Origin of the sequence: Paraglaciecola arctica BSs20135, assembly GCF_000314995.1 — a bacterium.
Classification (GTDB): Bacteria; Pseudomonadota; Gammaproteobacteria; order Enterobacterales; family Alteromonadaceae; genus Paraglaciecola; species Paraglaciecola arctica.
In genome coordinates this window covers 21,770-46,776 of sequence record NZ_BAEO01000019.1, presented here as the reverse complement: position 1 = coordinate 46,776, position 25,007 = coordinate 21,770, and the positions used below count along the sequence as shown (strand labels likewise).

Annotated in this window: 21 protein-coding genes; 4 read left to right on the top strand and 17 right to left on the bottom strand. The window is 40.9% G+C overall.

Going from position 1 to position 25,007, the window contains the following annotated elements; translation table 11 throughout:
- Positions 1-4: 4 nt before the first annotated feature.
- On the top strand, positions 5-1,795 hold the full coding sequence (locus tag GARC_RS07820) for an Ig-like domain-containing protein (protein WP_007618585.1): 1,791 nt from the start codon (positions 5-7) through the stop codon (positions 1,793-1,795).
- Between the two features lie 88 nt (positions 1,796-1,883).
- Here the strand turns inward: GARC_RS07820 and tldD are convergent, their stop codons facing one another.
- The 8 genes from tldD to GARC_RS07780 all read right to left on the bottom strand — a co-directional run bounded on the left by tldD (position 1,884) and on the right by GARC_RS07780 (position 12,590).
- Positions 1,884-3,326 carry a metalloprotease TldD gene (gene tldD, locus GARC_RS07815; protein WP_007618583.1) on the bottom strand — a complete coding sequence of 481 codons (1,443 nt, stop codon included), beginning with the start codon at positions 3,324-3,326 and terminating at the stop codon, positions 1,884-1,886.
- On the bottom strand, positions 3,319-4,122 hold the full coding sequence (locus GARC_RS07810; protein ID WP_039989123.1) for a carbon-nitrogen hydrolase family protein: 804 nt from the start codon (positions 4,120-4,122) through the stop codon (positions 3,319-3,321). The genes tldD and GARC_RS07810 overlap by 8 nt, the downstream gene beginning before the upstream one ends.
- Positions 4,123-4,150: 28 nt before the next feature.
- On the bottom strand, positions 4,151-8,065 hold the full coding sequence (locus GARC_RS07805) for a YhdP family protein (protein ID WP_007618581.1): 3,915 nt from the start codon (positions 8,063-8,065) through the stop codon (positions 4,151-4,153).
- A 63-nt stretch (positions 8,066-8,128) separates the two neighbouring features.
- The gene (gene rng / locus GARC_RS07800; protein WP_007618580.1) at positions 8,129-9,592 is read right to left on the bottom strand and encodes a ribonuclease G; all 1,464 of its coding nucleotides are present in this window, start codon (positions 9,590-9,592) and stop codon (positions 8,129-8,131) included.
- Positions 9,582-10,151, bottom strand: coding sequence for a Maf family protein (locus GARC_RS07795; RefSeq protein WP_193363074.1), 570 nt, complete (start codon positions 10,149-10,151; stop codon positions 9,582-9,584). Before GARC_RS07795 ends, rng begins: the two co-directional genes overlap by 11 nt.
- Before the next feature lie 2 nt (positions 10,152-10,153).
- A complete protein-coding gene (gene mreD, locus GARC_RS07790) occupies positions 10,154-10,630 on the bottom strand; it encodes a rod shape-determining protein MreD (protein WP_007618578.1) in 477 nt (158 codons plus the stop codon).
- Entirely contained in the window at positions 10,627-11,487 is an 861-nt protein-coding gene (gene mreC, locus GARC_RS07785; RefSeq protein WP_007618577.1) for a rod shape-determining protein MreC, read from the bottom strand. The genes mreD and mreC overlap by 4 nt, the downstream gene beginning before the upstream one ends.
- A 59-nt stretch (positions 11,488-11,546) precedes the next feature.
- Positions 11,547-12,590 (bottom strand): rod shape-determining protein, encoded by a 1,044-nt coding sequence (locus GARC_RS07780; protein WP_039989107.1) that lies wholly within the window; start codon positions 12,588-12,590, stop codon positions 11,547-11,549.
- A 205-nt stretch (positions 12,591-12,795) separates the two neighbouring features.
- Between GARC_RS07780 and GARC_RS07775 the strand changes: the two genes are divergently transcribed.
- The 3 genes from GARC_RS07775 to GARC_RS07765 are packed head-to-tail and all read left to right on the top strand — an operon-like array spanning position 12,796 to position 15,357.
- Positions 12,796-14,430 carry an ATP-binding protein gene (locus GARC_RS07775; RefSeq protein WP_007618575.1) on the top strand — a complete coding sequence of 545 codons (1,635 nt, stop codon included), beginning with the start codon at positions 12,796-12,798 and terminating at the stop codon, positions 14,428-14,430.
- Positions 14,414-14,818 carry a response regulator gene (locus GARC_RS07770; protein WP_007618574.1) on the top strand — a complete coding sequence of 135 codons (405 nt, stop codon included), beginning with the start codon at positions 14,414-14,416 and terminating at the stop codon, positions 14,816-14,818. Before GARC_RS07775 ends, GARC_RS07770 begins: the two co-directional genes overlap by 17 nt.
- Positions 14,815-15,357: a heme NO-binding domain-containing protein gene (locus GARC_RS07765; RefSeq protein ID WP_007618573.1), complete on the top strand. Its 543-nt coding sequence runs from the start codon at positions 14,815-14,817 to the stop codon at positions 15,355-15,357. Before GARC_RS07770 ends, GARC_RS07765 begins: the two co-directional genes overlap by 4 nt.
- A 90-nt stretch (positions 15,358-15,447) precedes the next feature.
- Here GARC_RS07765 and GARC_RS07760 read toward each other — a convergent pair whose 3' ends face one another.
- The 9 genes from GARC_RS07760 to GARC_RS07720 form a co-directional block, all read right to left on the bottom strand.
- Positions 15,448-17,322, bottom strand: coding sequence for an SUMF1/EgtB/PvdO family nonheme iron enzyme (locus GARC_RS07760; protein WP_007618572.1), 1,875 nt, complete (start codon positions 17,320-17,322; stop codon positions 15,448-15,450).
- Positions 17,323-17,499: 177 nt separating this feature from the next.
- Positions 17,500-20,448, bottom strand: coding sequence for a DUF6701 domain-containing protein (locus GARC_RS07755; protein ID WP_007618571.1), 2,949 nt, complete (start codon positions 20,446-20,448; stop codon positions 17,500-17,502).
- Between the two features lie 2 nt (positions 20,449-20,450).
- Entirely contained in the window at positions 20,451-20,888 is a 438-nt protein-coding gene (locus GARC_RS07750; protein WP_007618570.1) for a pilus assembly PilX family protein, read from the bottom strand.
- Positions 20,878-21,738 carry a PilW family protein gene (locus tag GARC_RS07745; protein WP_007618569.1) on the bottom strand — a complete coding sequence of 287 codons (861 nt, stop codon included), beginning with the start codon at positions 21,736-21,738 and terminating at the stop codon, positions 20,878-20,880. Before GARC_RS07745 ends, GARC_RS07750 begins: the two co-directional genes overlap by 11 nt.
- Positions 21,738-22,313 carry a type IV pilus modification PilV family protein gene (locus GARC_RS07740; protein ID WP_007618568.1) on the bottom strand — a complete coding sequence of 192 codons (576 nt, stop codon included), beginning with the start codon at positions 22,311-22,313 and terminating at the stop codon, positions 21,738-21,740. The genes GARC_RS07745 and GARC_RS07740 overlap by 1 nt, the downstream gene beginning before the upstream one ends.
- The gene (locus GARC_RS07735; RefSeq protein ID WP_322786565.1) at positions 22,300-22,911 is read right to left on the bottom strand and encodes a prepilin-type N-terminal cleavage/methylation domain-containing protein; all 612 of its coding nucleotides are present in this window, start codon (positions 22,909-22,911) and stop codon (positions 22,300-22,302) included. The genes GARC_RS07740 and GARC_RS07735 overlap by 14 nt, the downstream gene beginning before the upstream one ends.
- A 45-nt stretch (positions 22,912-22,956) precedes the next feature.
- Positions 22,957-23,478 carry a prepilin-type N-terminal cleavage/methylation domain-containing protein gene (locus GARC_RS27630; protein ID WP_007618564.1) on the bottom strand — a complete coding sequence of 174 codons (522 nt, stop codon included), beginning with the start codon at positions 23,476-23,478 and terminating at the stop codon, positions 22,957-22,959.
- A 289-nt stretch (positions 23,479-23,767) separates the two neighbouring features.
- Positions 23,768-24,391, bottom strand: coding sequence for a type II secretion system protein (locus tag GARC_RS07725; protein WP_007618560.1), 624 nt, complete (start codon positions 24,389-24,391; stop codon positions 23,768-23,770).
- Between the two features lie 83 nt (positions 24,392-24,474).
- Complete coding sequence (locus GARC_RS07720) at positions 24,475-25,005, bottom strand: hypothetical protein (RefSeq protein WP_007618558.1); 531 nt, start codon at positions 25,003-25,005, stop codon at positions 24,475-24,477.
- Between the last annotated feature and the right edge of the window lie 2 nt (positions 25,006-25,007).

The following is a 25,007-nucleotide window of genomic DNA, read 5'->3' as shown; positions in this document are numbered from 1 at the left end:
TTTTATGTTTGCTCGCACTCTATTTATTGTTTCCTTTTTGGCTCTTGCTGGATTTAGCGGTTGTGGTGGTGTGTCAGGTGATAATGGTAGTGATCCATTTAGTACTGGCGATCCAATTGCTACAAGCACAATAAAAATTGGTCATTTTACGGGATCTGGGCAATTTATTGAGGGTGAAGTAGGAGTTACGCTAGAGCCGGTAAATGGTGTATATGAAATAAGCGCAGGTGGCTCTGTTGGCTTGAATTTAACCTTAGTAGACGATGATAATCAACGAGTGACTGATGCCTATTTAGTGGCGTTCACTTCTAACTGCGTCACAGCAGAGCAAGCCTCTTTAGGCACTGATATCAGTACAGTTAATGGTGAAGCTTCCAGTACCTATACCGATGGAGGCTGTGCGGGGAGCTCAGGTACTAAAGATCAAATCACCGCTACAGTTATAACAACAGATGAGACCTTAACCGCGACCCAAGAAATTGATATACGACCTGAAGTCATTGGCGGGATCAGTTTTTTATCTGCTTCACTAGAAAGTATTGTGCTGCAAGGATCGGGTGATATTGGAGAATCGCGATCTACTGTCACTTTTGTAGTGAGCAATAACAGAAATGAACCTTTAGCCAATCAAAGGGTTGAGTTTAGTTTGACCTCCGAAGTGGGTAACTTGAGTTTAGGTAATAATACGGCAATCAGTGATGAAAATGGTGAAGCTGCAGCAGTGTTGATTGCCGGCAGTATTCCAATATCTGTGAGGATAAATGCTAAGGTTGTGACTGATTCTGGTGAAGCAGTCACAACACAATCTGATGCCATCTCTGTTACCACAGGCCTACCCAATCAACGTAGCTTTACCTTTAGTTCTGATGTATTCAATCCTGAAGCAGGCAGTTACAACGGTGTGACAGTGAATTTAACTGCACGATTATCCGATATTTTTAGCAACCCCGTACCTGATAATACTATTGTTACTTTTACCGCTGAAGGAGGTTCGGTGGAGTCAAGTTGTGTCACCAGTGGCGGGGCTTGTTCAGTGATATGGACCAGTTCTGAACCTAGGCCTTCTAATAGCCGCGTGACTGTATTAGCTACTGCAATTGGTCATGAGACTTTGTTTGATAGTAATGGTAATAATATTTTTGATGATGAAGACGGTGGCGTGATCAGTGAAGAGCCCAGTACGGCCAGTGGTTTCGGAGTAACAGCAGCTGGACAAATAGGGTTTGTCGACTACTCTGAAGCATGGCTTGATGATGATGAAAATCTTGAGTGGAACAGCGGTGAACGCTTTTTAGATTACAACAATAATGAGCAGTTTGATGAGGCTGATAAGTTGTTTAATGGTACTCAGTGCCAATCCTCTAGTTTATGTGGGGAAGGTTCCGCAGCCACTATCCAAGTACGAAAAAGCTTAGTTTTGGTGATGTCAGGTAGTTCACTTATAGGCGATGTGTTTGATAGTAGTAACAACTTATATGCCAGCAATAATCCGAACTCCGACAATGCAAGTATCAGTATAGCAACAGATGAAAAGCAGAACTTTAAGGCTGTGTTTATTGATAGAGCCGGTCAAGCTCCACCATTTGGCTCTAACGTAACCATTACCAGCACTGCTGGTACAGTGACTGATATCGGCTCAACTTCTATTCCGAATACTAATGTCGAGGGAGGGTTTGCAGTCTCTTTTGCCATTGAAAATTCTGAAGTTGAACCAGTTTCTGCCACTGTAACTGTTAGCCTTACCACTGAAAAAGGTATTGTCAGTACAGTGCGCTTTACTGTTAATATTTTGTAGTTGCTAGCAAGTTACTTTAAGGTTCGATGCTGTATCCAGTATCGAACCTTAGTACATTTTATTACAGAGTTGCTAGCTTATATAAGCTTTAGGCCGTCCCACCTACAGTCAGCTCATCCACTTTAAGTGTAGGTTGACCCACACCTACTGGTATACTTTGGCCATCTTTGCCGCATACACCTACTCCTTTATCTAGGGCTAAGTCATTTCCAATCATAGACACTTTTTGCATCGCTTCTGGGCCGTTGCCAATTAAGGTTGCACCTTTAATAGGTGTGGTAATTTTGCCTTTTTCGATTAGGTAAGCTTCTGATGTGGAAAATACAAATTTGCCAGAAGTGATATCTACCTGGCCACCGCCAAAGTTGGGTGCGTATATACCTTTGTCAATTGACGCGATGATCTCTTCTGGAGAATGGTTTCCAGCTAACATATAGGTATTGGTCATACGAGGCATAGGTAAATGGGCATAAGATTCACGTCGGCCATTACCTGTAGGGGCAACACCCATCAAACGTGCGTTGAGTTTGTCTTGCATATAACCTTTAAGAATACCGTCTTCAATTAAAACATTGTATTGGGTAGGTGTGCCTTCATCATCAACACTGAGGGATCCGCGTCTATTGGCTAATGTGCCATCATCTACAATAGTACAGCCTTTGGCCGCGACTTGTTCGCCGATACGACCACTGAAAGTAGAGGCACCTTTACGGTTAAAGTCACCTTCTAACCCATGGCCAACGGCTTCATGTAATAATACGCCAGGCCAACCACTGCCTAATACAACCGGCATTTGTCCAGCGGGAGCGGGTACCGCTTGTATATTTATTCTGGCCATATGAATGGCTTCATCAGCCACTTGTTGATAGCGGGGACGTCCATCGTCTTGTGCAACAAAATAATCATAGGCATATCGACCACCGGCACCTGAACTACCTCTTTCACGGCGTCCGTCTTTTTCCATCAATACTGAACAGTTGAAACGGATAAGTGGGCGGATATCAGTACAAAATGTACCATCAGTTGCTGCAATTAATATTTCTTCATAAACACCGCTGATACTAATAACCACTTGGCTAAGAGCACTTTCTTGCTTTCTAATATATTCATCTGCCGCTCTAAGAAGAGCAATTTTTTCTTGTTCTTGCATACCTAAAAGAGGATTTTTGTCATAGTATAAGCTGCTAGGGTGACTTTGTTTGAGTGGCGCTATTTTATGTTTGCCACCAGAATTTGAAATACTACGTGAAGCTTTTGCTGCTTTCATCAAGGCTTCTGGGGATATTTCATCAGAATAAGCAAAGCCTGTTTTTTCACCGCTAACGGCACGAACACCCACACCGCGCTCTATGTTGTAGCTGCCTTCTTTAATGATACCGTCTTCTAGTACCCAAGTTTCATGTTGGCTTGATTGAAAATATAAATCAGCAAAATCGTTGTCATGTTGATATATGGTATCTAGTGCTGTCTCTAAAGTGGAACGGGTTAGGTTGGATGCATCTAGTAAGTTTTCTTCTACCAAATTAGACAAGGTGACTCCTGAATTTGTTGTGCTGATAAACCGGCATTTTAGTGCGAATATCGGCGAGTAATTGGTGATCAATCTGAGCATGTATCATGCCGGTACCTTGAGGTAACTCAACTAGCTTTTCACCCCAAGGTGAGATGATACAGGAGTGACCATAAGTTTGTCGTTTATTCCTATGTTCACCGCTTTGATTTGCGGCGACTATATAACACTGGTTTTCAATTGCTCGGGCCCTTAATAATGGATCCCAGTGAGCTTGTCCTGTTTGTTGTGTAAATGCCGCGGGTAATGTTAATACGTCTAGCTGTGCTATCTGACTCATGGCGGCAAACATACCCGCAAAACGAATATCGTAACAAATGGCTAAACCAAGGTTACCAAAAGGGGTGTTAGTGACTACTAATTTATTACCTGCTTGGGTACAGCGAGATTCTAGATAGGCGCCGGTATTATCTGCCACTTGTACATCGAAAAGGTGTATTTTTTGGTACTCTTCGACGATCTCGCCGTGATTATTAATCAATAAACAAGATGCGGTGAATTTATTTACGGTTGGGCATAATATCGGCAAACTGCCCGCTACTAACCAGATGTCAAATTGTTGAGCGAATTGCTTAAGCTTATGTTGGATCGGCCCTAGATCTAAGTCTTCTGCGATACCCAGTACTAAATTATCACCGCCACCAAAACAAGCAAAACATTCGGGCAATACCACTAAACATGGTCTTTGTGGGGGCAATAATTGTAGTTGCTGCTCTACAAATAAAAGATTATCTGCAACCAGCGGTGAAGAGCTCATTTGTATTGCGACTATATTTGCACTGACATTAGCCACTTATTGGTGCCTCAGTTGGTATTTTGATGTTAACCGGTGTGTTTAATTGTAAATTGATAGATTGGTTTGGTGTTTCTGGCGTTTGCTCAGGTTGTGTTCTTGCTGGCAAGGATACTTCTTTACTATCACGACCTAACTCTGTGAGTTGTGGATCGTCTAAAGGGCCGGTTAATGAAAATTTAATATTGGAAATTACTTTAGCAGAAGTCAGCATTTGATCCAGCGCAAGTGCAGCCAATGCTGTTGCTGGATTCACCATCCAAGCCACTATCACAGGTAAACTGGATGTCACATTTGGAGTGAATTCGATTTGGTAATTGAGTTGCTGGGCGTTTAAGTCAGTGTATCCGTGCATAGAAATTTCGCCGGCTCCGCCATCAACTAAGGTATCTTGGGTATAAGCGATGCCATTTTCTAGCTGGAAACTGCCATCGATTTTGTCATAGAAAAATCCTTTGGCAAATATGTCTCTAAAATCAAGCTGTAGTTTACGCACTAATGAGTCAAGGCTCAGCAGACTAAATATTCGTGAACCTTGGTCACTTACTTCAGTTAAATAGCCATCTGTTAGGCGCCATTCTATTTGCCCATTTAGGGTGTCGAAATTAAATTCGTATGGTGCTCGTTTCCAACTTAAATCAAATTTTGAACTAGTTTGTGAATCCTTGATCCCTGAATCTAATGTAAAACCTTTAAGGAAGGCTCCAAAATCCGAGCTGCTAAACTCTCCGGTTAAACGTGTACTACTTTGACCGTTGTTTAAAAACCAGTCTCCTGAGCCATAAAATAACCCATGATCATTATTTAACCGTACCTGATCTATCTTCATACCTGTGGCAGAGCGAGACAAACTAAAATCAATTTTCCCTAAGTCGTGCTCCAGAAACCTGCAGCGAGTACAAGAAAAGTTAATAGGTGGTAAAGTTGCAATGTTGGCAGCAAATTTACTCGATACGGCAGATGGAGTATCACTACTATCAGACTGAGTACCATGCCATTTTGTCAGTTCAATAAAATCAGCGTTAATATCAACACCTTTATTCAACCACTCCTTATATAAAACCACTTCCATACGAGTTTCTTTGGCATTGATATCAAAAAGCCAGCTATCACTGGTATTTTTGGCTACCAGCTCTAACCCAGTAAATTTTTGTGATGCTATTAGTGCGCTATCCGCATTGATAAAAATACGTTTTGGCGCCTCTAATAATGGTTTGTTGTTGTTGTCAGGAAGATCATTGATAAGGGTATTAATAACGTTATACCAAGGCGTTACATCTAACTTTTGCATATTCGCAGAAACACTAAAGCCTAACCCCATGCCTACCATATCTGACTGTCCAATGGCTAAATGTGCTCGAGAGAACTGCATATCTTCATGGGGTAAATTGCCGTTAAACTCAACGTCCTGCCCTAAAGTGACTTTTATCGATGAGGCTTGCTCATTACCTTGGCCGGTGATTAAAAGAGGCAACGATTGCTTAGCGGTTTTGGCAAATGGTGCGGGTAGTTCTGAGCTGATTTCGGTGAGATCACTGAATATTTGTGCTGAATATTGGTAACCTTGAGTGGGTATGGTTACAGCGATATCAGCAGTCCAGTGACTCTTTCCTGACAGGTATTTTGTTAATCCTTCAGAGAAGGATTCAAGTAAAGGTGTAATCTGCCAATCACCCCTAATATTAATATCTGTTTGATAACCTTTGTCCTCCTGTGACCCAGTCAATTCGAGTCTTATTGGTTGTTGTAACAAATTGGCATTAAGGCCCTTGGCTTTTATCTTGTTATTGATAAAACTCACTGTCCCATTGGTTTGATCCAATAAAACACCTAAGCTAGGTAGTTCGACTTTATTCTTGGTTAATAACACTTCGCCTTTTGCAACTAACTCTTCACCAGACAAAGGGATAGTTAAATTCAACTGGGTTTTTAACGGCCCACTCACTTTGACTTGCTGTAAGGTTTTACCAAGGGTATCAGCAAGATTACTTTGCAGCATCAAATCGGTCACTTGCTTTCCATTGGCCTGGGCATCTGCATCTATTGTTAACACTGCATTTGCTGCCAATTCAGGGATTTTTGCAGACAAATCCTTAAGCTCAACATCTAACAGCCGACCTTTTTGACTGGTCATGGTCAAACTTTTGTTTTCGAAAAACACATCGACATCAAAATTAGTCAGTGCAGGCCATTGTGGGGCAAACTTTAATTTTCCTTCAGATACTTTAACTTGTGCTTGAAAAACACCTTGGCCCTGTTCAAAAGGAAAGGCGGATACAGCGCCATGCCATAGTACTTGGGCTGTTTCTATTCGCCCTTGCTGTAAAGAGTCAACTAAGTAATTTTTAGTATCTATCCCCATAAGTTCCGTTGGATAAAGAGCAGATAACTTTGTAACATCAAGAGCTTCAACGGACGCTGACAAAGCTAAATAATTATCTATGCTGCGATAATAAATGCTGGGATGTAGGCTAATGAGTTCGCTTTTAAATAAAGTGTTTTCAGCCAAGATACTGACGTTTTGTTCACTAGTTTGAATATATAAATCAGAGTAAAAACGTCGATAGTCGATATTGTCTGGTAACAACTTATCGATGCTCAGTTGTCCAGATTTACCTTTTAAATTTAATCGCCCATTTCCGTTGTACCAATTTAGTTCGGTCGCCAATCCAGCCATACCCGGAATAACTTTTGTCTGTTGCCAACCTAAGTCGCTAATTGCGGCTTTAACCGCCATATCACCACTTAGAGTACGATTAATATTTAATGAGTTTAAGGTTGCTTGCGGCTGCAGAGATTCAAGTGACTCAGTTTGCTTAGGATCCATTGCCAACGCTAACATGGGCAACACAGATGCCAATTTTATGGGTTGGTTATGTTGTAAAGACAATGCACCCGCTTGGTCAATTTTACCTAACCAGTTTGATACCAGCACATTATCGTTGATTTGCATGGTCAAATTATTGAGATTAAATAGCCATTCATTATTTAGCGGACTGGCATTAATTTGGCCACCTAACACTGCAACTTTAAGATTATTTTCTGGGTTAGGGTTTTCTGGATTTTGCCAATCAAATCGGCTTTTAGACAAATCAAGTTGTACAGACTGTAGTGATTTATCTTTTATGGTCGCCCACATGACAAAACTGCCGCGACTCTCAACTAAATTGTGTTCACTGGGGATCCATTGTTCAACCCAAGGGGATAAATCAACTTCTTCTCCTTTGGCAAAAAAGGTACCGTGGAGGGCTTCTTGGTGACCGTATAAGTCGAGAATAAATGATGCAGAATTTTTAGCAATTTCTTCTACTTGCAGTTTCCCCACACCTTGGTGATGTTCGTCTTTATTAACCCATGACACTTGATCAATCAGCACAACTTGCTGTTGATCGTTTGTGGTATTAATAATGATTTTACTTTGGCTAATAGAAAACAGCTGTAATTGTTGTAGAAATAGCTTCTCTAACGCATCAACAATAGGATAAGTGGTTTCTTCCTTACTGAGAGAGGCAACATCAATAGTTAATTCCATTTCCCGCAAATCAAACTTATTAGATTGAATTTGTCTGGCTAGAATAGATTGCCAAAAATCGATTTCAATAGCCGTTTCGGCAATGGTAAGATTCAGAGGGGACTGTGCATTTTGAATTAACTGAACATTGCGCAGAATTATTGCTGGGCCTAAACCTTGCCATTTTGCAGTAATTTCGCCAATTTTTATTTGCGCGCCAACTTGTTCGGATAACCATAGTTCTAAATGATTTTTTTGGTCATTCATATAGGGCAAAGAATAACGTACCACACTAAGTGTCACCGCAACCACAACCAAGCTCAAGGCAACTAACGCCCAGAGTTTTTTGATTAGATAGGCGGCATAAAATGATGCACCTTTGGTTTTGGTATTCACAATTATAATTCGCTCACATCATGACGGCATCGTATGGTTTTGGAATTCACGTTTTTAATCTACTTACATCATGACAACGTCAAATTTGTCTTGGTTGTATAAAAGCTCAGTATGAACCTTAATTTGTTTAGTGACGAACACTTCTAGCTCAGCCAACATATGAGACTCCTCACCTAACAATGCATCGGCCACGGCAGGTGATGCATAGACCACAAATTTATCTGCATCGTAGGCACGATTGACTCGGACAATTTCGCGCATAATTTCAAAACATACAGTTTCAACTGTTTTTATGGATCCGCGGCCTTTACATACGGGGCATTCTCCACATAAAACATGTTCTAGACTTTCACGAGTTCTTTTGCGAGTCATTTCAATCAGGCCAAGCACAGTAAAACCGTGGATATTGATCTTGGCTCTATCATTATTAGTGGCTACTTCAAGGCTGTGCATTACTCTTCTTTTGTGGTCTTCTACTGTCATATCGATAAAATCGATGAGTATCATGCCTCCCAAGTTGCGTAACCTAAGTTGTCTTGCAATAGCTTGAGTGGCTTCAATATTGGTGTTGAAAATGGTTTCTTCTAAGTTACGATGGCCTACAAAGGCGCCTGTATTAATGTCGATTGTGGTCATGGCTTCGGTTTGGTCAATAATTAGATAACCACCAGATTTTAAATCTACCCGTCTTTCTAACGAGCGCTGACATTCATTTTCTACATCGTATAAATCAAAAATGGGCCTTTCGCCTGGGTAATACTCTAAAAGCTTATGTAATTCTGGTACATATTCTTTGGTAAATTGCTGCAGTTCTTGTAAAGACAGCTTTGAATCAATTCTAATGCGATCTAAGGTTGTGCCTACAAAGTCTCTTAGAACTCGACGTGCTAAGGGCAAATCTTCATACAAAATGTGGGCTTTGTTTTTCATTCGAGAGCGAATTTTCTGCCACAAACGTTTCAGGAAATCGGCATCTTGGGTGAGTTCTTGTTCTTTTACACCTTCAGCAGCAGTGCGTAAAATAAATCCACCATCTTCGCTGCAAAAACCTTGGACTAAAGCCTTTAGTCGTTCTCTTTCTGCTTCATCTTCAATACGTTGAGATACACCAACGTGTTCAACACTTGGCATAAATACCAGATATCGGGATGGGATAGTAATATCAGTAGTCAGTCTTGCGCCTTTGGTGCCAATTTGGTCTTTAACTACTTGAACAACAATATTTTGTCCATCTCTTACGAGTTCGCGAATATCACGTTTTTCGATATGGTTGGGTGAAACTTCTTCTTCTACTTCGTTATGTATGGCGATATCAGAGGCATGTAAAAATGCCGCCTTATCTAAACCAATATCGACAAATGCCGCTTGCATACCAGGCAAAACTCTACTGACTTTTCCTCGGTAGATATTGCCAACCAAGCCGCGCTTGGTGTGTCTTTCTATGTGGATTTCTTGCAAAATACCGTTTTCAATCAAGGCTACACGTGACTCAGAAGGGGTAACATTGATTAATAGCTCAGCACTCATTTAAGATCCCAAATTCAGTTAATAACATTCTAGTTTGGTATAAGGGTAATCCTACAACTGCGCTATAACTACCGTTAATATGTTTCACAAATTGTCCACCTAAACCCTGTATTCCATAACTTCCGGCTTTATCTTGTGGTTCACCTGTTTTCCAATACCATGCCATTTGTAAGGTACTTAGAGGGCCAAAACAGACTTGAGTTTCAACTACTATGGTTTTTTGTTGTTTACCGCTAGTAATAGTAACAGCCGTGAATACTTGGTGAGTGTTATCGGACAATATGTTCAACATGCGCATTGCGTCAGTTTTGTCTTTTGGTTTACCTAAAATATTGCCTTGTGCAACCACTATTGTGTCTGCGCCAAGTACTAGTTTTTTGGCACCTGCTCTTTTGTACCCTAAATTAGACTTCTCCTGAGCCATTCTTCGTACATATTCGTCTGGGTTTTCATGGGCTAGCACAGTCTCATCTATATCCACAGGATATTGACTAAATGGAATGCCTATTTGTTTCAGTAATTCAGCTCTTCGGGGAGACTGTGAAGCTAGAAGTAACATCATTAGTGGAGGCGCAGTTGGCGACGAATTTTACGCAGTAACCAGAATAACCAAGGCCATATCACCATTGAACTGGCGACGGGCCATAAATAATCAAATAAGAAATAAATATCAGTGATTAAATGTTGTAACCAAAAAATCACTGAATTGTATAGGGCCGCAATAACGCCAATAATTATGGATTGTTGCCAAACAGAATAATTACGCAGGCGTTTATAATTGGTAGCCAACACATAGATACATAAGCACATAGCAAAACTATGCACTCCCATGCTGGTGCCCAATAATATATCTAGTATTAGACCGGTAATAAACGCGACACCCACATTGACTTTGTTGGGTAGCGCAAGCGCCCAATAACTCAATACTAATAACACCCAATCTGGGCGGTACAAATCAGCTATGGCGGGCATAGGCATGATCTGTAATACCAAGGCAATGACAATACTTAGAGCAATAGCATAATGGCGAATGCTCATTTGCCAGTCACCTCTGTTTTGGGGGCTTCTTCAAGTGTGCGTTCTGACCACAGCAACAATAAGTATTTTAAGCGATCAAGCTGAGCGATTGGTTTTGCTCTAACTTGAGCAAAGGGTCTACTTTCATCTCGAATAATGCTGGTAATAGTGGCGACAGGATAGCCCTCTGGATAAACATTGCCTAAGCCGGAAGACAATAAGACATCTCCTACTTTTAAGTCGCTACTATGGGCGACATGCTGAATGATTAACTCATTCAAACTTCCTGAACCAGACACTACTAGGCGTACGTTATTGCGGGCAACTCTAACTGGTATTGCATGGGTTACATCTGCGATAAGCAACACCCGGCTATTGGTCGAACTCACTTGCATGATTTGCCCTACAATGCCTTTATCATCTAAAACAGGTTGCCCCTCAAAAACACCATTAATAGCCCCTTTGTTAATCACTATCTGGTGACTATAAGGGTTGTTATCCACTGCCATAAGTTCGGCGACAACTTTACGAGTGTTGTCTTGTACTGGGGAATTTAACAGGCTACGTAATCGGTCATTTTCTTCTCGTAAAAAGGTTAAACGCTGCAGTTGGGCATTCATCAGCATGGCATCATGGGTCAACTTTGCATTGTCATTAAACAAACGTTCATGAGAAACAAAACGACTTGCGCTGGCGTTGAGTAATTGACCGGGCAGGTTGGCTAAGTATTGCAGTGGGCTGACCAATGAATTGAGATACACTCTGGTGGTGCCGAATCCATCAAATTTGTGATCAAAAACAATAAGAGACACGGAAAGCAAAAGTGCCAGAGCTAACCTATTAGGTAGGGAGGGGCCACTTGAAAACATTAAATTCATTATTGCCAGCCTAAAGGCGACATGATGTCGCCTTGTTTACTATGAAATATCAATGACTACTATTCGTAGCTAAAGAGATCGCCTCCGTGGATATCAATCATTTCAAATGCTTTACCACCCCCCCTGGCGACACAAGTGAGTGGGTCATCTGCGATAACGACAGGAATTCCGGTTTCTTCCATCAGCAAACGATCTAAGTCTTTAAGTAAAGCTCCGCCACCGGTTAGCACCATACCACGCTCAGAAATATCAGATGCCAATTCTGGCGGAGACTGTTCAAGTGCTACCATAACTGCAGATACTATACCGGTTAAGGGTTCTTGTAAGGCTTCGAGAATTTCATTGCTGTTGAGTGTAAAACCACGGGGGACACCTTCTGCAAGGTTACGTCCGCGCACTTCAATTTCTTTTACTTCTTCACCTGGATAAGCTGCACCAATTTCATGCTTTATACGTTCAGCCGTTGCTTCACCTATAAGAGAACCAAAGTTACGACGAATGTAAGAAATGATTGCCTCATCGAACTTATCACCACCAATTCTAACTGAAGAAGAATAAACGATACCGTTGAGTGAGATAATCGCTACTTCTGTGGTACCGCCACCTATATCTACTACCATAGAGCCCGTTGCTTCTGAAACAGGCAAGCCAGCGCCGATAGCTGCGGCCATAGGTTCGTCAATCAAATAGACCTCACGAGCACCGGCCCCTAAGGCAGACTCCCGAATAGCACGTCGCTCAACCTGAGTTGAACCACAAGGGACACACACTAAGACTCTTGGACTAGGGCGTAGAAAATTATTATCATGTACTTGTTTGATAAAATGCTGAAGCATTTTTTCTGTGACATAAAAATCAGCAATCACTCCATCTTTCATGGGGCGAATAGCTTTTATATTACCTGGGGTTCTGCCCAACATTTGTTTTGCTTCACGCCCTACTGCGGCGACACTTTTTGGCCCGCCTGCGCGCTCTTGACGAATTGCGACAACAGAAGGTTCATTGAGAACAATACCCTGATCCTTAATATAGATAAGCGTATTTGCAGTACCGAGGTCGATTGATAAATCGTTGGAAAACATTCCCCGTAGCTTTTTGAACATGTAAAAACCGCACTTTGGTTGATAAGAAAAATATTCCGCTAACTGTACCAATGCGCCGTGATTTGGGCAAGTACAGAGCAGCAACAAGACAATAAAAATAGCCGTTTCAACACATTTTTATGAAATAGCCGTTAAAAGTAACTACAAAACCATGTTATTGACTATAGTAAGTTGGCAATTTAAGTGAAAAATACTAAGTACTGCGATGAATGAAGAAAGACTACAAAAACGTTATTTAAGAGAACGACAAGCACGGCAAGCTGCAGAAATTGTTTTAGAACAAAAGTCCCTCGAATTATTTCAGCGTAATCAAGAGCTAGAAGATCTCAAAGAGAACTTAGAAAAACAGGTATTTGAGCGCACTTGTGAAGCTGAAAAAGCGAAAACCGAAGCCCGTGAGGCAAATCAAGCTAAATCGCAATTTTTGGCTAATATGAGCCATTCAACAATGACACCTTTGACCGCTATTATTGGTTTTGCTGAAGTATTGTTGCAACACCAAACTAGCCGCGAAGAAAGTGCTAAATATCTGAATACTATTATTGGAAGTGGGCGTCATTTATCGACATTGTTAGGTGAAATATTAGATATTAGCAAGATTGAAAATCAAAAATTACAACTTGAAGTTTTACGTTTCAATCTTCCCAACCTGTTACAAGACATAGAACAAATTTATCTTTTTAATTGCAAAAAAAAGAGGCTAGATTTTACCATGGTAATGGATTCTGCCATACCGGAATGGATAGTGGCAGACCCCACTAGGCTCAAACAGGTTTTGCATAACTTGTTAAACAACGCGATTAAGTTTACTAAAACTGGCGGTATCAGCGTACATGTGAAATTCACATCCAGTACTAGTACTTTACAGATTGATGTGGTGGATACTGGTGAAGGTATCGTTGCTGATAAACAAGCTTTGATATTTGAATATTTTCGCCAAGCTGATACTAGTATTACCAGCCATTTGGGTGGCACAGGATTGGGTTTATTTATTACTAAAAGTCTGGTCGAGTTAATGGGTGGAGTTGTTGAGCTGCAGTCTACCTTAGGCATAGGCTCAAAATTTTCTGTGACTATTGTTTGCCGAGGATGTGAAGGTTTATGCGACTCTATTAAAAATAGAGACATATCTGCTCTGCAACCAGTGATCATTCCTTCATTAGTTGGCAACATTCTATTGGTAGAAGATACCAAGGTGAATCAACAGTTAATCACATTTAATCTGCAACAAACAGGAGCCAAGATAGATTTGGCGAAGAATGGGTTAGAAGGATTGCAAAAGGCACTATCTGGTGATTATGATTTAATCTTGATGGATATTTATATGCCAGTCATGGATGGTAAAGAGGCGTTGAAATCACTCCAGCAACTTGGAGTAAGTACACCTATTTATGCACTGACTGCTAATGTTATGCCCGCAGATTTACGGGAATATGCGGCTATTGGTTTTACCGGAACACTGAGCAAACCCCTAGAGTTAGAAAATTTGTACAAAGTACTTAAGCAACATTTATCCACCCAGGACGATACAGCGAGTCATAAATCACAACGTGCAAATTTGTTCGTTCAAGATCCTAAAATAAAGGCTCTATTTTTTGAGGAGTTAACTAAGCAACACATTGAAATAACTGAAAGTATACAGAACCTCAACTATGCTGGTTTGATTAATGCGGGGCATATTATCAAGGGGTCTGCAGAGAGTTTTGGTTATGAAAATTTATCTAAACTAGCTACACAATCTTTGCTACTACTAAGAAAAAAGCAGTATGTAGAGGCAGTTCAAATTTGTATTAATCTCAATCTAAAAGTAGCGGAAGTATTAAATGAGTATAACGATTAACATATTATTAGTAGATGATGTTGAATACAGTAGAGAGCTATTACGCGCCGCTCTGTTAACTTGCATTCGTGAACACAAAGTGGAGATCGATGCCAATTTTTTTCATTCTTCAACTGGCAAATCAATACCCCAACAAATTAAGTTAAACAACGTTAATTTGGTGTATTTAGACATCGAATTACCTCACACCAGTGGCCTTGAAGTATTAAAGCAAATTCGCGGATCCTATCCAGATATGAAAGTGGTAATGGTTTCAGGTGAAAGTTCAGCAGAAAATGTCACAGCGGCAATAAAATCTGGAGCAAATGGTTTTATTGTTAAACCTTTTAATTCTGGGCGTATTTTAGACACTTTACAAAACTATCTTAAGAAGTTCCATAACGTATGAAAGGCATGGTGTTTACAGAATTTATGGACATGGTGGAAGAGGTTTTTTCTGCGGACATTCTTGAGGACATTATTGAAAAAAGTGAATTACCCAATAATGGTGCTTATACTGCAGTAGGCACTTATAGCCATGAAGAAATTGTAACAATGACAGCCAACCTCAGTCAGATTGTTGATATTCCGGTTGCTACCTTGTTGGAGATCTTTGGTAAACACTTATTTGCTCGATTTTCTGAGCGCTACCCAGCCTTTTTTGCGGATGTCAGCGAACCATTTGAATTCTTAAAGAATATTGATAATTACATCCATGTTGAGGTGAGAAAACTCTACCCCGACGCTGAGCTACCACGTTTCTATCACCAGCAAAAATCAGCCACTGAATTAACTATGTATTATTTATCATCTCGTCATTTTGAAGACTTAGCTGTGGGCCTGATTATGGGCTGTTTAGCACATTTTAAAGTGACCGGGGAAGTGTGTAAAACTGAGGGGAAGTATCAAGGGGAAGAAGCGATAGAAATTACTATAAAATTGTTTTGAGTTATTAAGCAGTTTTTAGTTTTGTTAGTAGCGAGTCTGAACATATAGCCGGATCCTGACTCGCCATTATTAGATATAGTGTTATTGGTATTACTGTTCGCGTACTACTCTAAAACCAATATAGTTGGAACGGAAACTGCTATCTAGTTCCATGCGAGTGGATACTCGTGCCAAACTAGGTGCAAAGTTCCAAGCACCGCCGCGAACAACCGAGTTACTTTCTGCTTGTTTGCTGGTTGTCCACTCCCAGACGTTACCAACAGTATCGAATAGCCCAAAATCATTACGCTCAAACGAAGCAACAGGCGCCGTACTTACATTTGACCATTGGCTACCACACCATCCGCAGTTTGCGTTGTCGGTACTAATCCCGTCACCCCACCAATAATCGGTTTCTTTACCCGCTCTGGCGGCATATTCCCAACGAGCTTCACTGGGTAATTTATAGGCTTGATTACTGGCTTGTGATATCCAATCTACATAAGCTTTGGCGTCGTGCATACTGACACATACAACCGGGTTGTTCTCGTTTTGTGCAAATCCAGGGGCGCGCCAATTGCGGTCATCTTTCCATACTGCTTTACCGTCTTCGTATGCGGCACAACCTTTTAGTTTTTCTGCTTCTGTGACGTAACTGGTTGCATTGACAAAAATTTCAAACGCCTTGACGCTAATCTCTGTTTCGCTGATACCAAAAGAATGTTTTAAATCTTGTGTTTGTACAGGGCGCTCGTTGTCTAGGCCTACACCTGTAATATCACCCATTCTGAAACTACCTGCAGGTATCACTATAAGATCTGGTCCTGGAATGTCTCCGGCTAAAATATCCTGAATGCGTTCACCTTTACTAAAAGTGTATTGAGAACGGTCTAATTCAACTTTTAAGGTTTTCGACTCAGATAAAATAACTTTTTGACGGCTTGGCTCAAAACCACGTTTTACCACTTCTAAATCATGTTCACCTGATGGCAACATTACCTGTAGTTTAGTTGAGCCGTAGCTCACACCATCGATGAAAACTTCATCATCAAAGACGTTGGAGCGGACTGTTAATTCGTACATGACCGACTCATCAGTAGCCATGGGTGATACTTTAACACTTGTTGTTACTTGACTATTTTCGTTGGCTTTAAAATTCACGCAGTAACGTCTATCTAATCCTAATAACTCACAGCCCTCAGAGCGTTTTAAATTACCTTGCAGCTCTAAGTTCATTTTGACGTTAAAGTTACCCTGGCCACTAAAGTTACTATCAGCCACTTCGCTGCGTAATACTTGCACTGACGCATCTGACAATTGTCGTCTTTTTTCGGCCTCAACTGATTCACTCAAGCCCTCATAAACACTGTCTAAGAAACGTTTTGAAGCTTTTTGTTTGGCTAGGGATTTACCGCGGGTGATACATTTGGCCAGCGTTTCGTCCTTGTCACAGGCTATGTTATGGCTGACTACAATCGCTTCTTGGCGATTAAACTCTTGGTATAAACGATCGATTCGAGCGCTGTTTAGCTGCTCTTTTAAACCTTCGATAGTATTAAGTAGGCTGTGCTTAGAAATCTGCATTTGTTCAACATCTTGCAACTCACCTTGCCACTGGTTGTATTTATCGGTGATGGCATCTTTAACCGCTTTATGGGTTCTCACAGCTCTAGCGTAAGCCGCTATAACTGGGGAGATATCTAACTCAGGATCATCTATTACTTGTTCGTATTTTAAATTCATTTCTATTAACGCAGACTGTCTATCTGCATCAGCGAGCGTAGCGTTTTGGCGAAGTTCACCAAGCTCCCTCTCTAAGCTGGCGGCATTGGCAATTTGAGCTTCAAGTGAGCTGTTGTAGTTGTCGTACTCGGATTGTTTTACAGATATCTTGTTTTCAACATCTGCAACCGATAGATCGGCGGCCAAAATATTTTGGCTAAACGCAAGGGCAATGATAAGAGTAAATTGAGCTATACGGTTCATTATTCGGTTCCAAACTGGTTGCTCGAAGGCAACTATTTTATTGTCATGGCACAAATCGGGCGTAACAGTACCAGATCACAACTTTGCTTTGCCTATGCTATTGAGTTACAACAAAAAGCGCAAGCTTGTTACGTAGGCAAACGCTATTTTATTAGCTTTACTCACGGTAAATTAGGGTTAATTGAACACTTCTCGCCAATGAATGATCCTATCGTTGCCTCGAAATAAGCCAAAAGAGACGGTTGCTTCCGGGAAGTCATTGGTATTATTAATGAAGCCGTCCCCGTCCCAATCATAATTTAAATAAGCTGGCCAAGTGACATCTACATCATTAGGGTTTAACCATATTTTAAGCTCACCTGTTATTCCTGCTCCAGGCGCTTCGAGTTTAAATTGTTTACCTACTGGCACTCCCATCAATAAGTCACCTGCGCTGCTCACATTGCCAACCAATGCCGCCAAGCTATTGTTAGTCAGTTGAATTTCATCTCCTGCCTTCGTAAAATCAATATTGGTACAATTATCTTCGGTGTTGACTAACCATAGTTCACCGTCAAAATACTCAGCTCTAAAAGGCACTGTTAGTGATTCAGTTTCTGGTCCATAAGTACTATCCATTACCAAGCGTCCATAACGCATATTGGCACCCGTAATATTGGCAATAGTAAACGGTAAACAAGTGCTGTTTTCATAATCTGACTGATAACACACGCCATTTTCATCGGTTAACAAAGTACTGGAAAATTCCATGTCGATGGAAGCCGCGAAAGGTGACGGGATATCAAAGGTAGTATTGTCAGAACGAACCTTGTTGTATTTAAAACGAGTATCCGGAATTTGCACTTCAATTATACCATCGTAGTCTGCAATTCCAGTTGTGATCAAAGGGATACTTCCTTTTGAAACTTCATTAGCACTGTCTGTTGCAGAATAACTGGAACTATCAAATAAGGATATTCCATTATTCACATCTAACTGACTGATACTAAAGGTCCCAGGTGTTATGCCATAGTTATTAGTAACGGCATTCTGGGCATTTTTGCCAGTATAGAATAATAAGGGTTGTGAACCTGTCACGAAACCTATGGTTTCTCCAATATAACTAAAAGTATCATCACAGGTATTTTGTAATTCAGGCAGAGCTTTTGTCACTGTATAATACGCTGGAATAAAATCACCTAGGGTTAAGGTGTTTTTAGAGGAAATGACGTTGCCGAAGTAATCAGAGTCTTGAATGTCTATTTTTATGCTACCCACTTCATCGTAGTAAGCTTTTTCAGTACGGTATTCTCCGTCATTAAATAGCAGTGGTGAGGGTGAAGTAGCGGTGAATACTGGCGCTAAATTAGTGGATATTTTACTAGTGTTAGCATCCCCATATTTAAAGTTTCCTTCGTTTGCACTAATGGAATTTGGCGTTACGCGTTCAACTTTTAGCTTAGTGGTGCCCGCTTCATAATTGCGTAATTTGGTATTAAGTGCGCCATAAGCACCAACAATAAAACTGAAAGGTTCGCCTGCTTTGAAGTTAGAGCTGTTGTCTAACAGGCTGATGGGGCTAACATCGAGTTTTAGATAAGTTGGGTACACATCGACTGTTGCCGTACCTGAGGTGATAGTGACACCTTCTATGTCAGCCTCTACTGTTAAAGCAAGCCGACCAGCATCCGCATAATTAAGAAAAGACATAGGAGCTGTGCCATCCTCTGCAAACAAGACGCTTAGGATGCCGCTTTGATCGCCACTAGGGGTGGTGTTTATTGGGATATCTCCCAATGAGGTTAAGCAGCTACTGGGTTCTTCGCAATTATAGGTGAACTTAATATCTTGTGGCCCCTCTAGTAATGCTTTACAGACACCAGCTTCGTCTCTAACCGCGCGAATATTAACATTGTTAAAGTTGGTTTCGGCTTCTTGATCTCCTAATTTTTTGATGGAAGTCGTAATGCCAAAAAACTCAAATCCATCATTTACAAAGTCCATTGCACAGGTTTCAGTACTCCCATTAAAACAGCGTAAATCGGCTTCTGGATTGGCAGCGATTTTTGCTAATGTAATGGTACCCGCATCTGTCACATTTAAGTTAGCGGTGATTTCTCCGGTAAATACAAGAGTATTGCCCCCTTCCCAGTCAGTAGGAGACATTATTATCGTGGTTTCTTTGTCATATAGGGTGTCACAACTTTCATCTACACAGGCCTTGAGTGTTATAGGCTTGGCCTCGCAGGTAAAGCCTTGACCGTTGTGCTGTATTTCAAAGTGATCGATTAGTTTCGTACTGCACAAGGTACCAAAATCAGTATCTGCCACTTCGGCGCTCTGATAGGTGATGGTTGATTGACTATTTAAATCTATATTAGCGGCGCTAACCGCACCAAATAGGTAACTAGACGAGATAAGAGTTAGGTCACCTTGCGCATATAAGCTACCAGTAAAAGTGCTGTTACTATTTAAGGTTACGTCAGAAAATGCATAGAGAACCAATTTACTAGCATCACCACTATTATTAATCGATGGTGAATTAATCAGGCCAGGAGAGGTGATTGTTAGACTTTGGTTGACATAAATAATTGCAGTTCCAGAGCCCAATACTATGATATCTGCCTGGCTGCTTAGAGTAAGCTGATTAAACCAATATGTGGCACCAGATTGTAGGTACAAGGTGTTTTCAGACCCCAAAACTAATCTATCTACGAAATACTCACTTCGCGTATCTGAGAAGGTAATGCTAGCTTGTGAAGAGCCACCTGGGTTAATTTCGTCAAATTCATTGCCGGGATTACTTCCACTTCCTATGACTACTGATTTATTGAAGCCTACAGTGACATCTATTGTGCTAGCCGATGTTTGAAAAGTAACGCCTGATGCCTCAACTGAAGGTGATCCTGTTGCTACGCAGTCAGCCGTGTTACAGGTACTGATGGTGGAACCAGCATTTTTGCTAATCGCAGTGGTGGCGAGTCGATTGTCATCACTACCAAATAATTGGGCATTGGACCCAAAAGATATAGTGCCACCGGCACTGTGTGTGGATGCGCCATCCGGAAATATGGCGCTGCATTGTTCAGCAGCAAGTACCTGAGTCACGCCAAATAAATATATGACTAAGAAGGTAAGTAGTCTCATAGCTAGTCGACCTCCAACATCGCATCAATATAAACAAAACGAGTCACATTTATTTTACCCGCTCTGCATTGACCTGTGCTGGAAAAGGTCCAGAAAGTAAATGTTTTAGCGCCATCTTCAATCAATTTCGAAACTGGGACTATGCTGTAACTGCAATTCTCTAAACCAACTACACCACTAAACTCTTTAAAAATAGGGTTATTACAGCCTGCTCCAAACTCATCAGCCACAGCACATTCTATTCCGGATCTGGCTGCGTTCAGTGCTCTTTGCCCTAAAACTTCATGGATAATGGCTTCTGAAGATGATGACAATAAACGGGTCATGGTCAGTCCCAACAAAGCCAAAACAATGATAACAAACAAGGCTATGACCAGCATGCTGCCGCGCTGAGTCGATCTGTTTAATAATGAAACTGGTTGAAAGTGTTTAGGGTACATTGGGAATATGCACCTGATTACTGAAATTAATAATTTCTTCGTTGCGTTCAAAGGCGAGTAAAATATGCACTAAGCTGTTACGAGTCAAAGTAGCATCGTAAACTCTAAAAGGTACTTCATCAGTATTAGCGAAATCATTATTAATATTTTCGGCCATCAATACGCCTGAAGAATAAACCAATTGATCCTCTGTTATATTTCCTTCATTGCGATAGACACTGCGGTTGCTGTTGGCACAATAACTCACTGTTTTTCTGGCAATATACAGGCGAGAAGCAGGAGAGTAGTCTTTAAAAGCACCTGAGACTGTTAACTTTGCCGTGCCCTCAGGATCATCAGCAGTGCCGCAATCGATATCGGCACCGTTATCAGCACAACTGCTGATTGCTTTGCGTTTGCCGTTTGCTAAGTGATATGCGTCGTTGTTATTTTCATCGTTATTCGTAGGATAAACAATGGCATAGTCTCCTGGCTTTAGTTCAAATCCCACTGGATTGTTCGCAAATTCTACAATGGTAGCTGAGGCCGATGTATCAGGAATTACTGATAAGCTAGTATAAAAACTAACCCACTCCGATGGAATAAACTCAACACATTGGATAGTGCCACTATTATTTGCCTTAACCCGCACACTATTTGGGATTGCCATGCGCAGTTCTCGCGTCAGTCGTTCCATCAGAAAACGACTATCACCTAACAGCTGATCACGCTCAGAGGTATCGGTATAAATTTCCACTCCAGTACGAATAAATCCCGAAATACCCACCGACACCACACCTAACACTATGATCACGGTTATTAGCTCAATTAGGGTGAAGCCTTTGGCTGTTGCCTTAGTATTTGGGAGCATCAGTAATTACTCCTAAAGGTTGAAAATATAATTTCTTCATCATTAGGAGTCGTGATTGTCACAGTTACCAATTTAGTTCTACCAATGTAGCCGCCACCACCACTTATAGCATCATCAATACCATCCATGTTGTCATCATATATGACGACAACTGCAGCAGAAAACCCTTGGTATAGATTAACACCGCCTAGGGTGACACTTTCATTTAAGGTGTTTTTTATATTTTCATCTGACTCAGACAAATTATTATAATCATCCACATCGTCGAAGTTTTCACGATTGACTGCGCCCTCTTCTGCTCCCAAGTTATTACTTGTTGTGCAAAGAGGAGCCACTGTGTTTGAACAAAGCACTGAGCCACCTACACGGTCTGAGGCTTCATCAAAAGACTTGCTGACTATTTCGTTAATTAACGATTGACCTAATTCAGTTGCCCTTACCTGAAAAATAGGGTCAACACTGCGTATGGCTTGAGGAACGATTAAAGAAGTAAACAACACTAAAGCAATAGAAAACACCACCATGCCGATAACAAGTTCGATTAAGGTAAAGCCCTTTGCCTTATTCACAAGCATGAATATACCCCTGTGATTCAATACACACAGATACACTAGACTCGCCCGTTAAGGTGATTCTACACTTAGCATTGCATGTGAGCTTATCATCGCTATCAACCGGGCGGCCTAAGCTATCAAAATTGATAAAATTAAAGTTGGGCTCGGTGGATAAACCTACCCCCTCGTCACTCATTTCTGTAGCGCTAGTTGTAAGATAATCAGGATTGCTAAAATCAATATTGTTGGAGCAGGTCGCATCAGCTGTACCAGGAGCTTCGGTAATATAATCTAATATTGGAGGCCCAAATGCGGCATTGGTTGTGGCGGTGCTAGTGATAAGGTTTATTTGGAAACAGTAGTCACTGCGGTTGTCATGCATCGCACGAGTTTGCATATTTCGCAGTGCAGATACGAGTCTTGCTTGGTAAGTGTATTCGGCGAAACCTGAGGTGCCAGAAAAGCGGCTGAAAACTGATACAGATAAAATGCTGATCAAAATAATCACCACTATTAGCTCTATCAAAGTGAAGCCTTGGTATCTGAATGAGTAAGCTTGATTATTTAACATCATTCCTACTTGTGGGTGATATGACTCAAATGGGTGAGTTTTAAACAAAATAGGGAGCGTATGCCCCCTATTTTCATAACTTGTTTTAGCAGTCTAGCAACCTTTGGTTTCAGTAATAACCGTAGGTGAAGCCGTTAAAGAACCGTTAGTGTAAACAACTTGGCATTTTGTATCTGCATCGCCACCTGCCGCCACGGCTGTTTTACCTTTTGGTGTGATGATAAATTTGCCAGTTGCAACTGCAGAGGATGTATTATCAAAGGTCCAATCATTGGTAAAATCAACATCAACCCATCCGTTTACCATATCCGCTGTCATACGATCAGCATCTGGGTAACCAAACTCTGTTTCAACTCTTACATCAGCAATTTCAACATCATTAGTTCTAGTCGCTGAATTATCATCGTTGGCATTTTTTTGTTCTCCGGCAATGGCCGATTTTGCATATACCAGTTGCGAGCCACCTTGCAACGCAGCTTTTACACCTTGAAGGGTAGAGGCAGTTGCATCACCTTGAATATCAATAAATTTAGGTGCGGCGGTTACCGCCAAGATGCCTAAAATGACGATCACGATAATTAATTCGATTAATGTAAAACCACGTTGTTGCTGCATTATTTGTCCTCAAAGGGTTGTTTTTAAACTTAAGTCCCTGAAATTATTAGATGTTTTATACCATTAAAACACCAGTTAGCATTAATTACTTACACTTTTTTTGTTATGTTTGTTCATACCTTGGTATGCTTTTTGAGCTACGAGCTTTTCACCACAGAGAACACAGAGCGCTTCGCTGCACAGAGAAAACATCATATAATATTCTTTAGCTTTTCCTCTGTGCTCTCTGTGTCCTCCGTGGTTCAAAATTCTTTGTGCTTTGCTCTTATCTTTTAGCTCGTAGCTGCTTTTAGTTATTACTAAACACTATCACTTGACCAATACGTGGATCATATATAAAACCGTTGCCTGCTAAGTTATCTGTAGGCTCGGTGCTGCGATTTTTGACTGTTTGAGTAAGATAGTAATAACATACGTCATTGCCCCCTGAACCTACACCCGCTCTAACATTGGTAAAATAACGGAAATTTTCAAATGGGCGATCGTTCCAATCAGAAGAAATAGTGGGGGCACTTTGCATGATTAGATTGAAGATACTCTCGCAGTCTAAGGTGCTCATTTGGTCATCTTCACTGCTGCTATCGGTATCTAATTGACCTGTGGGGTAACCAGTATCTTGATCTATGCCCACTTGAATACTTTCAATAGTAACAAAAGTTGAATTAGTACCGTTATTTTCTTTTGGACGCCCTTCTAATTCCCACTCTGCTCGCACTAAACCTACACCTGTCGCAAAACCGCCAGCTACGCCATCTACTGTGGCATCTTCAGCATCTGCGGTAACATCAAGCAGTCTTGGCAAAGCTGTTGCGGCTAATAAACCTAAAATAACCACAACAATGACTAGTTCAATTAGGGTGAAACCCGAAGCCATCCTTTTGGTGTAGCCATAACGAATTGTTTTATTTTGCATGTTTGTCTCTACTCTAGCGTTATTATTGCTCATGGGTACGTCCCTACAAGGATTTTTACTTGTGATATTTTTTAATAGACTAGTCATTGTTTTACCTTTAAAACTTGACCCGAAAACACTTTGTATTCGAAGTATGGGCCGGTGGATAATCGATAGCGGCAAACAGAGTCCAGTGCATTGTTGTTCAGTTTTAGTCCATCATAATATTCAGCAAAAATTTTAAAACCCTCTATATCCATGGGAATATTCAACACCATATTCCAAATATTAGCACAACCTTCTGAAGTTGGTTCCGCTTTTGGCCAACCTAAGTGGCTCATAAATATAGGTTTTCTTTCTTTTTCTACTAAAGTGTTATTTTCACCTAATTTATTAGCATAAGTAACCAACATCACGATTTGAGGTCGTCCTTCACCTTGCCATTGCCAGTGTGAATTACTCACGCTGGTAGAAAACTGCTCGGCTAAATTTTCCAATGCAACACGTTTGATATTGGTTGAGCCATCGTTTAAATACACAATAAAACCCAACATTAAGCTAACAAATACCATTACTACTGTGATGTTAATAAAGAGGCTACGACTGCGCTCGTCTGCTGCTTGATTTTTATTCATAA

Bases quoted from the DNA above. Each gene is read 5' to 3' on its own strand.
- GARC_RS07820 (WP_007618585.1), top strand. From the start codon at position 5: ATGTTTGCTCGCACTCTATTTATTGTTTCCTTTTTGGCTCTTGCTGGA.
- GARC_RS07810 (WP_039989123.1), bottom strand. From the start codon at position 4,122: ATGAGCTCTTCACCGCTGGTTGCAGATAATCTTTTATTTGTAGAGCAG.
- rng (WP_007618580.1), bottom strand. From the start codon at position 9,592: ATGAGTGCTGAGCTATTAATCAATGTTACCCCTTCTGAGTCACGTGTA.
- GARC_RS07795 (WP_193363074.1), bottom strand. From the start codon at position 10,151: ATGTTACTTCTAGCTTCACAGTCTCCCCGAAGAGCTGAATTACTGAAA.
- mreD (WP_007618578.1), bottom strand. From the start codon at position 10,630: ATGAGCATTCGCCATTATGCTATTGCTCTAAGTATTGTCATTGCCTTG.
- mreC (WP_007618577.1), bottom strand. From the start codon at position 11,487: ATGAATTTAATGTTTTCAAGTGGCCCCTCCCTACCTAATAGGTTAGCT.
- GARC_RS07780 (WP_039989107.1), bottom strand. From the start codon at position 12,590: ATGTTCAAAAAGCTACGGGGAATGTTTTCCAACGATTTATCAATCGAC.
- GARC_RS07775 (WP_007618575.1), top strand. From the start codon at position 12,796: ATGAATGAAGAAAGACTACAAAAACGTTATTTAAGAGAACGACAAGCA.
- GARC_RS07770 (WP_007618574.1), top strand. From the start codon at position 14,414: ATGAGTATAACGATTAACATATTATTAGTAGATGATGTTGAATACAGT.
- GARC_RS07765 (WP_007618573.1), top strand. From the start codon at position 14,815: ATGAAAGGCATGGTGTTTACAGAATTTATGGACATGGTGGAAGAGGTT.
- GARC_RS07760 (WP_007618572.1), bottom strand. From the start codon at position 17,322: ATGAACCGTATAGCTCAATTTACTCTTATCATTGCCCTTGCGTTTAGC.
- GARC_RS07755 (WP_007618571.1), bottom strand. From the start codon at position 20,448: ATGAGACTACTTACCTTCTTAGTCATATATTTATTTGGCGTGACTCAG.
- GARC_RS07750 (WP_007618570.1), bottom strand. From the start codon at position 20,888: ATGTACCCTAAACACTTTCAACCAGTTTCATTATTAAACAGATCGACT.
- GARC_RS07745 (WP_007618569.1), bottom strand. From the start codon at position 21,738: ATGCTCCCAAATACTAAGGCAACAGCCAAAGGCTTCACCCTAATTGAG.
- GARC_RS07740 (WP_007618568.1), bottom strand. From the start codon at position 22,313: ATGCTTGTGAATAAGGCAAAGGGCTTTACCTTAATCGAACTTGTTATC.
- GARC_RS27630 (WP_007618564.1), bottom strand. From the start codon at position 23,478: ATGCAGCAACAACGTGGTTTTACATTAATCGAATTAATTATCGTGATC.
- GARC_RS07725 (WP_007618560.1), bottom strand. From the start codon at position 24,391: ATGCAAAATAAAACAATTCGTTATGGCTACACCAAAAGGATGGCTTCG.
- GARC_RS07720 (WP_007618558.1), bottom strand. From the start codon at position 25,005: ATGAATAAAAATCAAGCAGCAGACGAGCGCAGTCGTAGCCTCTTTATT.